The 15,431-nt window shown below is 63.0% G+C and carries 11 protein-coding genes; 4 read left to right on the forward strand and 7 right to left on the reverse strand.

Going from position 1 to position 15,431, the window contains the following annotated elements:
- Positions 1–32: 32 nt before the first annotated feature.
- The 6 genes from CEC48_RS11680 to CEC48_RS11705 form a co-directional block, all read right to left on the reverse strand.
- A complete protein-coding gene (locus tag CEC48_RS11680) occupies positions 33–872 on the reverse strand; it encodes an AraC family transcriptional regulator (RefSeq protein ID WP_088423872.1) in 840 nt (279 codons plus the stop codon).
- A 168-nt stretch (positions 873–1,040) separates the two neighbouring features.
- Entirely contained in the window at positions 1,041–1,682 is a 642-nt protein-coding gene (locus CEC48_RS11685) for a DUF1345 domain-containing protein (RefSeq protein ID WP_088423873.1), read from the reverse strand.
- Between the two features lie 40 nt (positions 1,683–1,722).
- Positions 1,723–4,818: an efflux RND transporter permease subunit gene (locus CEC48_RS11690; RefSeq protein WP_088423874.1), complete on the reverse strand. Its 3,096-nt coding sequence runs from the start codon at positions 4,816–4,818 to the stop codon at positions 1,723–1,725.
- 14 nt (positions 4,819–4,832) lie between these two features.
- The gene (locus tag CEC48_RS11695; protein WP_088423875.1) at positions 4,833–5,990 is read right to left on the reverse strand and encodes an efflux RND transporter periplasmic adaptor subunit; all 1,158 of its coding nucleotides are present in this window, start codon (positions 5,988–5,990) and stop codon (positions 4,833–4,835) included.
- Between the two features lie 145 nt (positions 5,991–6,135).
- A complete protein-coding gene (locus tag CEC48_RS11700; protein WP_088423876.1) occupies positions 6,136–9,234 on the reverse strand; it encodes an efflux RND transporter permease subunit in 3,099 nt (1,032 codons plus the stop codon).
- Between the two features lie 17 nt (positions 9,235–9,251).
- Complete coding sequence (locus CEC48_RS11705; protein WP_088423887.1) at positions 9,252–10,409, reverse strand: efflux RND transporter periplasmic adaptor subunit; 1,158 nt, start codon at positions 10,407–10,409, stop codon at positions 9,252–9,254.
- Between the two features lie 305 nt (positions 10,410–10,714).
- Between CEC48_RS11705 and CEC48_RS11710 the strand changes: the two genes are divergently transcribed.
- The 4 genes from CEC48_RS11710 (at position 10,715) to nudC (ending at position 14,529) form a co-directional block, all read left to right on the forward strand.
- Complete coding sequence (locus CEC48_RS11710) at positions 10,715–11,416, forward strand: response regulator transcription factor (RefSeq protein WP_088423877.1); 702 nt, start codon at positions 10,715–10,717, stop codon at positions 11,414–11,416.
- A 3-nt stretch (positions 11,417–11,419) separates the two neighbouring features.
- Positions 11,420–12,715: an ATP-binding protein gene (locus tag CEC48_RS11715; protein ID WP_088423878.1), complete on the forward strand. Its 1,296-nt coding sequence runs from the start codon at positions 11,420–11,422 to the stop codon at positions 12,713–12,715.
- Between the two features lie 161 nt (positions 12,716–12,876).
- Positions 12,877–13,689: a crotonase/enoyl-CoA hydratase family protein gene (locus CEC48_RS11720; protein ID WP_088423879.1), complete on the forward strand. Its 813-nt coding sequence runs from the start codon at positions 12,877–12,879 to the stop codon at positions 13,687–13,689.
- Between the two features lie 6 nt (positions 13,690–13,695).
- The gene (gene nudC, locus CEC48_RS11725; RefSeq protein ID WP_008430294.1) at positions 13,696–14,529 is read left to right on the forward strand and encodes an NAD(+) diphosphatase; all 834 of its coding nucleotides are present in this window, start codon (positions 13,696–13,698) and stop codon (positions 14,527–14,529) included.
- Here nudC and CEC48_RS11730 read toward each other — a convergent pair.
- Positions 14,497–15,276, reverse strand: coding sequence for a TSUP family transporter (locus CEC48_RS11730; RefSeq protein WP_088423880.1), 780 nt, complete (start codon positions 15,274–15,276; stop codon positions 14,497–14,499). The two genes, nudC and CEC48_RS11730, sit on opposite strands and share 33 nt — an antisense overlap.
- Positions 15,277–15,431: the final 155 nt, after the last annotated feature.

Genomic DNA, 15,431 nt, shown 5'->3' on the forward strand with positions numbered 1-15,431 from the left:
ATCAATGAAGTCGATCTTCACAAGCCTGGCCGTTACCTGTCTGGAAGATTTGAGCAGCGCTTGCGGTAGGCAGCCGGTGTGAGGCCATAGGCCCGCACGAACCAGCGGCCCAAATGACTTTGATCGGCAAAGCCCAGGTCTGTTGCGACGTCGGCGGGTTGGGCGCCCCGGGCCAGTAAATGCCGGGCGCGGGCCAGGCGCAGTTGCACCAGGTAAGCGTGGGGCGGCAGGCCGAAGGCACATTTGAAGGCGCGAGTCAGGCGGAAGCGGTCGACACCGGTGGCCATCGCCAACTCGTCCATGCCGATGTCTTGATGCAGATGGGCGTGCAGGTATTCCCGGGCCTTGTGGGCTACCAGCGGCAAGCGTGGGTCTTCGCGATAGCGCTGGCGCCACTGCAGCTGGCCGGTCAGGCGCTCCAGCAGTTGGTCGAGGGTGCTTTGGCGCACGATGCGCAGCTCGCCGTGGTGCAGGCTTTGAAAGGCGAGGCTGGTGGCCTGTGCCAGGCGCGGATCAGTGGTCAGGGTGCTGGCAAAGCTCAGTTGACTGTTGACCGGCGCTTCCTCGAACACGGCCGACACTTCCCTCTCCAGCCAATGCGGGTCGAGGTACAGCATGCGGTAGGTGAAACCCTCGACGGTGGGGGCGTCACCGTCATGGATTTCGCCCGGCTCCAGCAAAAACACTTGCCCGGGGGTGCTGTGATGGCGGGCCCGGCGACAGTTGAATTGCTGCACGCCTTGCTCGGTAACGCCCACCAGGAAACTGTCGTGCCAGTGCGGGTCGTAGGCATGGCCCTCGAAATGCGCGCGCAGGGTCTCGATGCCGGTGTCGGCGTCCTGGGACAGGTCGATCCAGTTGCGTGTGGCCATAAAACACCGATGGGGTGGAAAACTGTAGGAGCGAGCTTGCTCGCGAAGAACCTGAGAGCACCGCGTCAAATCAGGCAGCCCGCGTTATCGTTGACGCTCTTCGTCGGAACGCCGCCCGAAGCAAGCTCGCTCCTACAGGGCGCTGGCGTCTAGAAGTTTTGTGCAGCCTCAACCGAACAGCCCGGCGGCAATGTTGATCGAGAACCCCAGGATCGCGGTATTGAACAGGAACCCGATCAACGATTGCCCCAGCACCACCTTGCGCATGGTGCGCGTGGCAACTCCGACGTCCGCGGTTTGCACCGCCACGCCGATGGTGAACGAGAAGTACAGGAAGTCCCAGTAATTGGGCGTGCGTAAATCCTCGGCAAAACGCAGCGCCGGCTCGGGGCCGTTCCAGGTGTAATACAGGCGCGCGTAGTGCACGCTGAAAATCACCCCGATCAACAGCCATGAACCGATCACCGTCAGCCCGGTAAACCCATAGTGCAACAGGCGTTCGGTACTGCTCAGGTCCTTGCTGCCCACCAGTTCAAAGGTGATGGTCGCCAGGCTGGCAATCGCCGCGATGCACACCATGAACAGCACCAGCCCGGCGTTCTCGTCCTCGACCTCGGCGATGCGTTTTACGTCGTCGGCGCGGGCATGGCTGGTGAGCCACAGCATCAGCACCAGGTAGGTCCAGACCCCGGCGTTCCAGCCGATGAGGATTTTGCTGATGATCGTATCGGCTGGAGCCAGAAGGCCCACCGCCAGGCCCAATACGGCGGCGGCGGACAGGCGAGGGTGGGTGCGGGCGAGGAAGGGCATGGCGCTCACAAATCAGGGATGTGTAGGCACCATAGCGCATTTATGACACCGGGCGCTTGCGCACCAGCTTCATCACCACCACGAAGAACACCGGCACAAACACCACCGCCAATGTTGCGGTAATCATCCCGCCGATCACCCCGGTGCCGATGGCCTGCTGGCTCGCCGAACTGGCACCGGTGGCAATCGCCAGCGGTACCACGCCGAGGATGAACGCCAGGGACGTCATGATGATCGGCCTCAGGCGCAGGCGAGCCGCCTTCACGGTGGCCTCGATCAAATCATCACCCTGATCGTACAGGTGCTTGGCGAATTCGATGATCAGGATCGCGTTCTTTGCCGACAGGCCAATGATGGTAATCAGGCCAACTTTGAAGAACACATCGTTGGGCATCCCGCGCAGGGTGACCGCCAGCACCGCGCCGAGCACGCCGAGCGGCACCACCAGCAAAACCGCAGTTGGGATCGACCAACTCTCGTACAGCGCGGCCAGGCACAGGAATACGATCAGCAGTGACAAGCCGAGCAACAGCGGTGCCTGGGAGCCAGACAAACGTTCCTGCAACGACAGGCCGGTCCATTCCATGCCCATGCCGGCAGGCAGTTGGCCCACCAGCCGCTGGATTTCATCCATCGCCTCGCCGGTGCTGTAGCCGGGCGCCGCCTCGCCGGAAATGGCGATGGCCGGGTAGCCGTTGTAGCGAGTCAATTGCACCGGCCCCTGGATCCAGCGCGCCTCTACAAAGGACGACAGTGGCACCATGTTGCCCGCCGCGTTGCGCACATGGATCTTCAGCAGGTCGGCCACCTGGCTGCGTTGATCGCCGTCGGCCTGTACCACCACGCGCTGCATGCGGCCCTGGTTGGGGAAGTCGTTGATATAGGCCGAGCCGACGGTGGTGGCCAGCACGGTGCTGATGTCGGTAAAGGCAACCCCCAGGGTATTGGCCTGCTGGCGATCGATTTCAAGCTGCACTTGCGGTGCTTCCGCCAGGCCGTTTTCCCGGACATTGGCGAGCACGGCGCTGTTCCCGGCGCTGTCGAGCAATTGCATGCGGGCAGCCATCAGTGTCGAGTAGCCAAGCCCGCCACGGTCTTGCAGGCGCAGCTCAAAACCGCTGGACGTGCCCAGCCCGTCAACTGGTGAGGGCTGCACGCTGTACACCACAGCCTCCTTGAATTGGCTGAACGCCTGGTTGGCGCGCTCACCGATAGCGGCGGCCGAGTCCTGGGCCGAGCGCAGCGACCAGTCCTTCAGGCTGGTATACACCATCGCCGCGTTTTGCCCGCTGCCGGGAAAGCTGAAACCCAGAATCACCGTGGTATCGGCCACTCCGGGCTCGCCGGCATTGTGGGCTTCGATCTGGCGGGCGATTTCCACCGTGCGCTGCTTGCTCGCACCGGGCGGCAGCTGGATGTCGGTGATGGTGTAGCCCTGGTCTTCCTCCGGCAAAAACGAGGAGGGCAGGCGGCTGAATAACAACCCCATCACCACCACCAGCACGCCATACACCAACAGGTAACGGCCGCTGTGCTTGAGGGCGCTGGTCACCCGGCGTTGGTAACCGTTGCTCAGGTGCTCGAAACGGCGATTGAACCAGCCAAAGAACCCCGCCCTGGCATGCTGCTCACCCTGGGCCATGGGTTTGAGCAAGGTGGCGCACAAGGCCGGGGTCAAGGTCAGGGCGAGAAACGCAGAAAACAGGATCGAGATGGCCATCGACAGGGAGAATTGCTGGTAAATCACCCCGATCGACCCCGGCATGAACGCCATCGGAATAAACACCGCCACCAGCACCAGGGTGATCCCGATAATCGCACCGCTGATCTGGCCCATGGCCTTGCGCGTCGCTTCCTTCGGTGACAGGCCTTCGCTGAGCATGATCCGTTCGACGTTCTCCACCACCACAATCGCATCATCCACCAGGATGCCGATGGCCAGCACCATGCCGAACATGGTCAACACGTTGATCGAAAATCCCATCGCCAGCATCGTGGCAAAGGTGCCCATCAGCGCCACCGGCACCACCAACGCCGGGATCAGGGTGTAGCGGATATTTTGCAGAAACAGGTACATCACCAGAAAGACCAACAGCATCGCCTCGCCCAGGGTCATCAGCACCTTGAGGATCGAGGCGTGGACGAAGGGCGAGGTATCGTAGGGAATCATGTAGCGCACGCCTTCGGGAAAGTAGCGGGACAACTCGTCCATCTTTTCCCGCACCAGGGCCGCCGTGCGCAAGGCGTTGGCCCCGGGTGACAACTGCACGCTGACTTCGGTGGAAGGCTCGCCATTCAAACGCGTGGAGAACTGGTATTCCTGGCTGCCGATTTCCACCCGCGCCACGTCGCCGATACGCACGGTGGTGCCGTCGGGGTTGGCCTTGAGCACGATGTTGGCGAATTCCTGCGGGGTCGAAAGCTGGCCCTTGACCAGGATCGAGGCGGTAATCTCTTGGGTCGAAGGGCCCGGCAAGTCGCCGATGCTGCCCGCCGATACCTGGGCGTTTTGCCCGGCGATGGCGGCGTTCACATCGGCCGGCGTCAGGTTGAAACCCATCAGCTTCTGCGGGTCGATCCAGATGCGCATGGCGCGCTCCGAGCCAAACAACCGCGCGCGGCCAACGCCGTCCAGACGCTTGATCTCGTTGACCACGTTGCGCGCCAGGTAGTCGCTGAGTGCGGGGGCGTCGAGGGTGCCATTACGGGCGGTGAGGCTGATGATCAGCAGCAACCCCGAGGACACCCGCTCGATACGAAGCCCTTGGGCGATCACTTCGCGAGGCAAGCGCGGCTCTACGGTCTTCAGTCGGTTTTGCACGTCGACCTGGGCCAACTCGGGATGCGTGCCGGGCTGGAACGTGGCGGTGATGGTCGAGGTGCCGAGGTTGCTCTGGGACTGGAAATATAACAAGTTGTCGGCGCCGCTGAGCTCTTGCTCGATCAGGCTCACCACCGTGTCATCCAGGGTTTGCGCGGACGCGCCGGGGTAAGTCGCGACAATTTCGATTTGCGGCGGGGCCACGTTCGGGTGCTGCGCCACCGGCAGTTGCGGAATAGCCAAGGCGCCGGCCAGCAGGATAAACAGCGCCAGTACCCAGGCGAAAATCGGTCGCTCAATAAAAAAGTGCGGCATGGCGGATCCCCTTTTTATCGACCAGACACTTGGGCGATCGGCAACACCGGGTTATCGATCTGCACGGTGTCGCCGGGGCGGGCGTGTTGCAGGCCTTCGACGATAATCCGGTCGCCGTGCTTGAGGCCGCGGCTGACCACCCAGCGGTCATTGATTACGGCGCCCAGCTCCACCGGCTGTTGGCTGACGACGTTTTCGGCGTCCACCAACAGCACCAGGCTGACGCCCGCGCTGTCGCGGGTGATGGCGCGCTGCGGCACGCTGATGCCCTGTTGGTCGATGGCTTGTGCCAGGCGCACCCGTACGAAGCTGCCGGGCAGCAGGTCGAGGTCGGGGTTGGGGAATTCGCTGCGCAGGATGATCTGCCCGGTGCCGGGGTCGACACTGATTTCGCTGAACAGCAGCTTGCCCGGTAACGGATAGACGCTGCCATCGTCCTGGATCAGCGTGGCGTGCACCTGGTCCTGGCCGACCTGCTGCAAGTGCCCGGCACGGAAGGCCCGGCGCAGGTCGTTGAGTTCACGGGTGGACTGCGCCAGGTCGGCATGGATCGGATTCAGTTGCTGAATCACCGCCAATGGCGTGCTTTCGTTGTGCCCAACCAGGGCGCCCTCGCTGACCAGCGCCCGGCCTATACGCCCGGAGATGGGCGCGGTGACCGTGGCGTAGGCCAGGTTCAGGCGCGCCCGTTGCAGCGCTGCCTGGTGTGCCGCAACATCGGCGCTGGCTTGCTGCGCGGCGGTGCGGGCGTTGTCGTATTCCTGGGCGCTGATGGCGTTACCGTTGATCAATTGACGAAAGCGTTGCTCTTGCAGGCGGGTGCGCGAGGCATCGGCCTGGGCGCGTTGCAATCCGGCCTGGGCGCTGTCGAGGTCTGCCTGTAAGGGCGCCGGGTCGATATGGAACAACACGTCGCCTTGGGTGACGTCGCTGCCTTCGGTGAATACCCGTTGCAGCACCACGCCAGGCACACGGGCCCGGACTTCGGCGATCCGTGGCGCGGCAATACGCCCGATCAGTTCGCTGTTGATCGACAGGGGCTTGGCTTCAAGGGTCTCGACAGCAACCTTAACGGGCGAGAGTGCCAGCTCGCCGTCGGGCGCCTTGGTACAGCCCAGGAGCAACAAGGCAAGGGCCGGCGCACCGATTGCAAACTGCAGTTTTCTGTACATGAACATCCCTCCATAAAGTGGGAGGGATGCTAGGAGTGGGGTGGTTAATGCGCTGTTAAGCCGGTCCTACAAGACACGGCGTAACCTGCGATGTTGCGTTTCAGGATGTGTGGCGAGGGCGTTGCACCCTCGCCATCCTGCTGTGTCAGCTGTCCTTGTGGCGTTTCTTGACCAGCTTCATCACCACCACGAAGAACACTGGCACAAACACCACCGCCAGCGTCGCGGTAATCATCCCGCCGATCACCCCGGTGCCGATCGCCTGCTGGCTCGCCGAGCTGGCACCGGTGGCAATCGCCAACGGCACTACGCCGAGGATGAACGCCAGGGACGTCATGATGATCGGCCGCAGGCGCAGGCGCGCAGCTTTCAACGTGGCATCGATCAGGTCTTCGCCCTGGTCATACAGGTCCTTGGCGAACTCGATGATCAGGATCGCGTTCTTCGCCGACAGGCCAATGATGGTAATCAGGCCGACCTTGAAGAACACATCGTTGGGCATCCCGCGCAAGCTCACGGCCAGTACCGCACCCAGCACGCCGAGGGGCACCACCAGCAACACCGAGGTCGGAATCGACCAGCTCTCATACAACGCCGCCAGGCACAGGAACACGATCAGCAGCGACAAGCCGAGCAGCAGCGGTGCCTGGGAGCCGGACAAGCGCTCCTGCAACGACAGGCCGGTCCATTCCTGGCCAAGGCCTGCGGGCAACTGGCTGACCAGCCGCTGGATTTCCTCCATCGCCTCGCCCGTGCTGTGGCCCGGCGCCGACTCACCGGAAATCGCGATGGCCGGGTAGCCGTTGTAACGCGTCAACTGGGCGGGGCCCTGGATCCAGCGTGCTTCAACGAAGGCCGACAGCGGCACCATCTTCCCGGCATTGTTACGCACATGGATCTTCATCAGGTCGGCCACCTGGCTGCGCTGATCGCCTTCGGCTTGCACCACCACCCGCTGCATGCGGCCCTGGTTCGGGAAGTCGTTGATATAGGCCGAGCCAATGGCCGAGGACAGCACGTTACCGATATCGGCAAAGGAAATGCCCAGGGCGTTGGCTTGCTTGCGGTCCACTTCCAGTTGCACCTGAGGCGCCTCGGCCAGGGCGCTTTCACGCACGTTGGCCAGGATCGGGCTTTTCTCGGCGGCGGCCAGCAGTTCTGTGCGGGCTTCCATCAGGGCGGCATGGCCGACGCCGCCACGGTCTTGCAAGCGGAACTCGAAACCACTCGACGTACCCAGGCCATCCACCGGCGGCGGCAGGATCGCATAGGCAATCGCGTCCTTCAGTTCGCTGAACGCAGCGTTCGCCCGGTCTGCAATGGCCGCCGCAGAATCCTTACTGCTGCGTTCTGACCAATCCTTGAGCGTGGTAAACGCCAGCGCGGCGTTCTGCCCCGAGCCGGAAAAGCTGAAGCCCATGATCATCGTGGTATCGCCCACACCCGGCTCGCCGGCGTTGTGCGCCTCGATCTGCTCGGCCACCTGCACCGTGCGGTTCTTGCTCGCACCCGGCGGCAGCTGGATATCGGTAATGGTGTAACCCTGGTCTTCCACCGGCAGGAACGAGGAGGGCAGGCGACTGAACAACACCCCAAGGCCCACCACCAACACCAGATAGATCAGCAAATAGCGACCGCTGCGCTTGAGGGCATAGGCCACCCAGCCTTCATAACGGTCGGTGAACTGCTCGAAGCGCCGGTTGAACCAGCCGAAGAACCCGCCTTTTTCATGGTGCTCGCCCTTGGCAATCGGCTTGAGCAAGGTGGCGCACAGGGCCGGGGTCAAGGTCAGGGCGAGGAACGCCGAGAACAAGATCGAGGTGGCCATCGACAACGAGAACTGCTGGTAGATCACGCCCACCGAACCCGGCATGAACGCCATCGGCAGGAACACCGCCACCAGCACCAGCGTGATGCCGACAATCGCCCCGGTAATCTGCCCCATGGCCTTGCGCGTGGCCTCCTTGGGCGACAGGCCCTCGGTGACCATGATCCGCTCGACGTTCTCCACCACCACAATCGCGTCGTCCACCAGGATGCCGATGGCCAACACCATGCCGAACATGGTCAACACGTTGATCGAGAAGCCCAGCAACAGCATGGTCGCAAACGTGCCCATCAACGCGATCGGCACCACCAGCGTCGGAATCAGGGTGTAGCGGATGTTTTGCAGGAACAGGAACATCACCGCAAACACCAGCAACATCGCTTCGCCCAGGGTGTACACCACCTTGGTGATCGAGACCTTCACGAACGGCGAAGTGTCGTAGGGAATCTTGTATTCGACGTTGGCCGGGAAGTAGCGCGCCAGTTCGTCCATCTTCGCCCGCACCAGCGTCGCGGTGCTCAAGGCGTTGGCGCCCGGCGACAACTGCACGCTGACGGCAGTGGATGGCTTGCCGTTCAGGCGGGTGGAGAACTGGTATTCCTGGCTGCCGATTTCCACCCGCGCCACGTCACCGACACGCACGGTGGAGCCATCCGGATTGGCCTTGAGCACGATGTCGGCAAATTCGGCCGGCGTCGAGAGTTGGCCTTTAACGAGGATAGACGCGGTGATTTCCTGGGTTTTAGTGCCCGGCAAATCACCGATGCTGCCCGCCGACACCTGGGCGTTCTGCGCCGCGATTGCCGCGTTGACATCCGCCGGGGTCAGGTTGAAACCGATCAGCTTCTGCGGGTCGATCCAGATCCGCATCGCGCGCTCGGCGCCGTACAGTTGGGCCTTGCCCACACCGTCCAGGCGCTTGAGTTCGTTCATCACGTTGCGCGCCAGGTAATCGCTGAGCGCTACGTCATCGAGCTTGCCGTCGCTGGAGGTCAGGGTCACCAGCAGCAGGAAACCGGCGGAGACTTTCTCCACCTGCAAGCCTTGCTGCGTCACCGCTTGCGGCAGGCGCGGTTCCACCGCCTTGAGCCGGTTTTGCACGTCGACCTGGGCCATCTCCGGGTCGGTGCCCGGCTGGAACGTCGCGGTGATGGTGGCCGAGCCGAGGCTGCTTTGGGATTCGAAGTACAGCAGGTGATCGGCGCCGTTAAGCTCCTGCTCGATCAGGCTGACCACGCTTTCGTCCAGGGTTTGCGCGGAGGCGCCCGGGTACACCGCGTAGATCTCGACTTTCGGCGGGGCGACGTTGGGGTACTGCGCGACCGGCAACTGCGGGATGGCGAGGGCGCCGGCCAGCAGGATAAACAGGGCGACCACCCAGGCGAAGATCGGGCGGTCAATAAAGAACTGCGGCATTGTGAACGATCCCTTTCTTACTGGCCGGATGCCTGGGCTAGAGGCGCGGGGCTGTCATCGACCTGGACTTTCTCGCCAGGGCGGGCGTGTTGCAGGCCTTCGACGACGATACGGTCACCGGCCTTCAGGCCGCGGGTGACGACCCAGCGGTCATTGACCACCGAGCCCAATTCCACCGGTTGCAGGCTCACGGTTTGCTCGGCGTCCAGCAGCAGCACCATGGGGATCCCGGCGCTGTCGCGAGTGATCGCCCGTTGCGGCACGCTGATGCCTTGCTGGTCGACGGCTTGCTCCAGGCGCACGCGGATAAAGCTGCCGGGCAGCAGGTCGAGGTCCGGGTTGGGGAATTCGCTGCGCAAGATGATCTGCCCGGTGCCCGGGTCGACGCTGATCTCGGCAAACAGCAACTTGCCCGGCAGCGGGTAAAGGCTGCCGTCATCCTGGATCAGCGTGGCCTTGGCCTGGTCCTGGCCGACTTGCTTCAAGTACCCGGCGCGGAAGGCCCGGCGCAGGTCATTCAGCTCGCGGGTGGATTGGGTCAGGTCGGCGTGGATCGGGTCCAGTTGCTGGATCAGCGCCATCGGCGTGGCTTCGTTCTGGCCCACCAGTGCGCCTTCGGTGACCAGTGCGCGGCCAATGCGGCCAGAGATCGGCGCTGTGACGGTGGCATAGCCCAGGTTCAACTTGGCGCGCTGTACGGCGGCCTGGTTGGCGGCCACATCTGCCGCAGTTTGCCGGGCGGCGGCGCGGGCGTTGTCGTATTCCTGGCCGCTGATGGCATTGCCTTCTACCAACTGGCTGTAGCGCTGCTCTTGCAGGCGCGCCTGGAACGCATTGGCCTCGGCCTTGCGCAGGCTGGCCTGGGCGCTGTCGAGGTCGGCCTTGAACGGAGCCGGGTCAATCCGGAACAACACATCGCCCTGTTTCACGTCGTGGCCTTCCTTGAACACCCGCTGCAACACCACGCCGGCAACCCGGGCGCGCACTTCGGCGATGCGCGGCGCAGCAATCCGCCCACTCAGCTCGCTGGTGATGGACAAGGGCTTGGCTTCAAGGGTTTCGATCCGCACCTTGGCCAGTGGTGCCTCGGCGGCGTCGCTCGCCGACTTGCCACACGCGCCCAACGCCAGTGTGAGGGCCAGCAGGCAAAACGGCGCAAACAGATTCTTCGACATGCTCATATCCCAATATTGACTGGCGCATCCTACGGGCGCCCCCGCCACAGTGCTGTGAAGCTCTGTAGGTGGTGTGTGAAGAAATGTAAGGTGCGGCCCACAGACCCGCGCGGGCGTATATCCTTCATAACCGCCAAACCTTACACGATGTTCCAGGCACCGAAGATCTAATGTGGGAGCGGGCTTGCTCGCGAATGCGGTGTTTCAGTTGATGCATCCGGTGGCTGACACACCGCATTGGCGAGCAAGCCCGCTCCCACATTGGATTTGCGTACTACTTAGAAATTGTATTATTTGGAAATACCATGCCCAACATTCTTCTGGTGGAAGACGACGCCTCGCTCTGCGAATTGATCGCCAGTTATCTGGAACGCAACGGCTATCACGTCAGCGTGCTCAGCCGTGGCGACCACGTGCGCGAACGCGCGCGGCTCAACCCGCCAGACCTGGTGATCCTCGACCTGATGCTGCCGGGCCTCGACGGCCTGCAAGTGTGCCGGCTGCTGCGGGCCGACTCGGCCACGCTGCCGATCCTGATGCTCACCGCCCGCGACGACAGCCACGACCAGGTGTTGGGCCTGGAGATGGGCGCCGACGACTACGTCACCAAACCCTGCGAGCCGAGGGTGTTGCTGGCCCGCGTGCGTACCCTGCTGCGCCGCAGCAGCCTCACCGAACCGCAGGCCGCCAACGATCAGATCCTGATGGGCAACCTGTGCATCGACCTGTCGGAACGCACCGTGACCTGGCGCAACCAGGCGGTGGAGTTGTCCAGCGGTGAATACAACCTGCTGGTGGTACTGGCCCGGCATGCCGGCGAAGTGCTCAGCCGCGACCAGATTCTGCAACGCCTGCGTGGCATCGAATTCAACGGCACCGACCGCTCGGTGGACGTGGCGATTTCCAAGCTGCGGCGCAAGTTCGATGACCACGCCGGTGAAGCGCGCAAGATCAAGACCGTGTGGGGCAAGGGTTACTTGTTCAGCCGTTCCGAGTGGGAATGCTGAGCCATGTTTCGCGTCCTGATTCGCCTGTACCTGATCACCATCGTCACCTTCGCAGCCGCGATCTACCTGGTCCCGCGGGCGGTGATCCAGCTCTTTGAACACCGTTACATGAGCTACAACATCGAGCAGTCCCGAGGGATGCAGAGCCTGATCGTCAAGGAATACCAACGGGTGCCGATGGAGCAGTGGGCCAACGTCACCGTGCGCCTGTCGGCGGACTTTGCGCCGCTGAAAGTGCAACTGCTGCGCATCCAGGACGCCAGCTACACCCCGCAAGAACAACGCCTGCTGGAAAAAGACCAGATGGTGATTCGCCTGGGCGAGTGGGGCTGGGCGGACGACGTCAGTTCGGCCCTGGACGACCAACTGGTGGTCAAGGTCTCGGTACCGCCGGACCCTTTGGACATGAACCTGCTGTACTGGAGCATGAACGTGCTGATCGGCGCCGCGCTGCTGGCGTGCCTGCTCTTCTGGCTACGGCCACACTGGCGCGACCTGGAGCGCCTGAAAAGCACGGCGGCCCAACTCGGCCAGGGCAACCTGGCGGCACGCACAAAGATCCCGCCCAGCTCCAACATCGGCAGCCTGGCGGCGGTGTTCGACACCATGGCCAACGACATCGAACAACTGCTCAACCAGCAGCGTGACCTGCTCAACGCGGTCTCCCATGAACTGCGCACGCCACTGACGCGCCTGGACTTCGGCCTGGCGCTCGCGCTGTCCGACGACCTTCCGGCAGCGAGTCGTGAACGCCTGCAAGGGTTGGTGGCGCATATTCGTGAACTGGATGAATTGGTGTTGGAGCTGCTGTCTTACAGCCGCCTGCAAAACCCGGCACAAACACCCGAGCAGGTGGAAGTGGTGCTGGATGAGTTTATCGACAGCATTCTTGGCAGCGTCGATGACGAACTGGAAAACCCCGACATCGTGATGGATGTGGTACTGGACTGCGCCGTGGAGCGCTTCACACTCGACCCGCGACTGACGGCCCGGGCGCTGCAAAACCTGCTGCGCAACGCCATGCGTTACTGCGAGCGGCGGATTCAGGTGGGAGTGAAGGTGTGTCCCAAGGGCTGTGAGATTTGGGTGGACGATGACGGCATTGGTATTCCGGCTGATCAGCGGGAGCGGATTTTCGAGCCGTTCTACCGACTGGATCGCAGCCGTGACCGTGCTACTGGCGGCTTCGGCCTGGGACTGGCCATCAGCCGGCGGGCGCTTGAGGCGCAAGGCGGAACGTTGACGGCCCAGTCATCGCCATTGGGCGGCGCACGCTTCAGGTTGTGGCTACCAAGCTAAAGAACACCGCAAAACCATTGTGGGAGCGGGCAAGCCCGCTCCCACATTTGTTCTTCATCGTTTTTCAGTCCCGGTTTTGGCCGATGCACAGCCTTACCACCTCACGCGGTGCCTTGTTATAGTTCGGCGCTTATCCCAGCCGCCAGTCAAGGATCACTGCCATGTCCGAATACCAAGCCTTTGTCGTCGAACTCAGCGGCAACGTCGCCCATGTGCAGCTCAACCGCCCGGAAAAGATCAACGCCATGAACGCCGCGTTCTGGACCGAGATCATCGACATCTTCCAATGGGTCGAAGACACCGACGCCGTGCGCGCCGTGGTCATCAGCGGCGCCGGTAAGCATTTCTCCTCCGGCATCGACCTGATGATGCTGGCCTCGGTGGCCAACGAATTCGGCAAGGACGTCGGCCGCAACGCGCGCCTGCTGCGGCGCAAGATCCTCGAGCTGCAGGCCTCGTTCAACGCTGTCGACAACTGCCGCAAGCCGGTACTCGCGGCCATCCACGGCTACTGCATCGGTGGCGCCATCGACCTGATCAGCGCCTGTGACATGCGCTACGCCGCCGAAGACGCGCAATTCTCCATCAAGGAAATCGACATCGGCATGGCCGCCGACGTCGGCACCCTGCAACGCCTGCCGCGCATCGTTGGCGACGGTATGCTGCGCGAGCTGGCCTACACCGGCCGCCAGTTCGGTGCCGACGAGGCGCGCAGCATCGGCCTGGTGAATCGGGTGTACAGCGATCACGAGAGCCTGCTGGCCGGGGTGATGGAAATCGCCCGGGAAATCGCCGCCAAATCACCGATCGCGGTCACCGGCACCAAGGCGATGATCAGCTACATGCGTGACCACTCGATCAATGACGGTTTGGAATACGTTGCCACCTGGAACTCAGCTATGTTGCAATCCAACGACCTGCGCGTGGCCATCGCGGCCCATATGAGCAAGCAGAAACCCGAATTCGTGGATTGACTGAACATGACCCCAGGCTGGATTACCACAACGCTGCTGGACAACGACGCCCCGGGCGGCTGGGCCGTGGCCCGCAGCCGCGAAGGCTTTTTACACGACCAGAACGGCCCGCTGTTTCCCCGGGAATGGCTCAAGCGCCAGGACCTGTCGGTGTTTGCCGAGCATGGCATCGGCCACCTGGACGGCGAGCCGGTGTACCTGCTGGAGCTCAATAGCCCCGCCGACGTGCCGGGCTGCGGCTGGCAGGGCTTGCGGGCGTTCATGCTGCAAGGCGACCACACCCTGTACAAAGTCCTGGGCTATGCCGCGCAAATCGGCACCTGGGCCCGGGAGCATCGTTTCTGTGGAAGCTGTGGCCAGGCGATGGTGCAGGTGCCACGGGAGCGGGCGATGTTCTGCCAGGCCTGTGACCTGCGAAGCTACCCGCGTATCTCGCCGAGCATGATCGTGCTGGTGACCCGGGGCGACGAGATCCTGCTGGCCCGTTCGCCGCGCTTTGTCACGGGTGTCTACAGCACCCTGGCGGGTTTTGCCGAGCCGGGTGAGTCGGCCGAAGACTGCCTGATTCGCGAAGTGCGCGAAGAAGTGCAGGTGGAGGTCAAGAACATCCAGTACATGGGCAGCCAGTGCTGGCCGTTCCCGCACTCGATGATGCTGGGCTTTCACGCCGAGTACGCCGGCGGCGATATCGTGCCCCAGGCCGACGAGATCGAAGACGCGCAGTGGTTCAACATCCATGAACTGCCGCCGTTGCCGGCGTCTCGCTCGATTGCGCGCTACCTGATCGACCTCTACCTGGCCCGTCGCTTAGGCCACGCTGAACCAGTGCTGCCAGGCTAGGCGCACTGTCAGGCCGAGCACTACGGTGATAAACACCGGGCGAATGAACTTGGCGCCGCCGCTGATTGCGCTGCGTGCGCCAAAGAACGCGCCGCACATCACCGACACGCCCATGCTCAGGCCGACAATCCAGTCCACCGAACCGTTGAAAATGAACACCGTCAGCGCCGCCGCGTTGCTGACGAAGTTCATGCTGCGCGCCACGCCACTGGCTTTTACCAGGTCGATGGGGTGCAACAGCATGGTGCTCACGGTCCAGAACGCCCCGGTGCCCGGGCCGGCCACGCCGTCGTAGAAACCCAGGCCGAAGCCCTGGGTGGACTGCCATTTCTTTTTGATCGGTGCGTCGTTGTCCAGCGCCGCCTTGGGCGTGCCGCCGAACAGCAGGTACAAGCCGCAGCCGAAGACAATCACCGGGAGCATCTTGTTCAGGGTTTCGGCGGGCAGGTAATGCGCGACCACCGCGCCGGTGAGCGCGCCGATCAGGGTGCCGACGATGGCATGCACCCACTGGCGTGGATGAAACAGCTTGCGGCGGTAGAAGGTAAAGCTGGCGGTGGCCGAGCCGAAGGTGGAGCTGAGCTTGTTGGTGCCCAGCACCAGGTGGGGCGGCATGCCGGCGGTCAGCAGGGCAGGCGTGGTGAGCAGGCCGCCGCCGCCGGCGATGGCGTCGATAAAACCGGCGATAAAGGCAACGACGGCGAGGATCGCCAGGGTGGTGAGGTCAACGCTGAGTTCGAAAGGCATGGGCAAGACTTATTCGGCAAGGCGCAGAAAGGGCTGCGCGAAAGGCCAACATCTTACCGGTAACCCTGGTTTGAGGCGATCCAAATGTGGGAGCGGGCTTGCTCGCGAATGCGGTGGGTCAGCCACTATATCCGGTGACTGACACTGCGCATTCG

The sequence above is a fragment of the Pseudomonas sp. K2I15 genome (assembly GCF_002204795.1).
In the GTDB taxonomy this organism is placed as follows: domain Bacteria; phylum Pseudomonadota; class Gammaproteobacteria; order Pseudomonadales; family Pseudomonadaceae; genus Aquipseudomonas.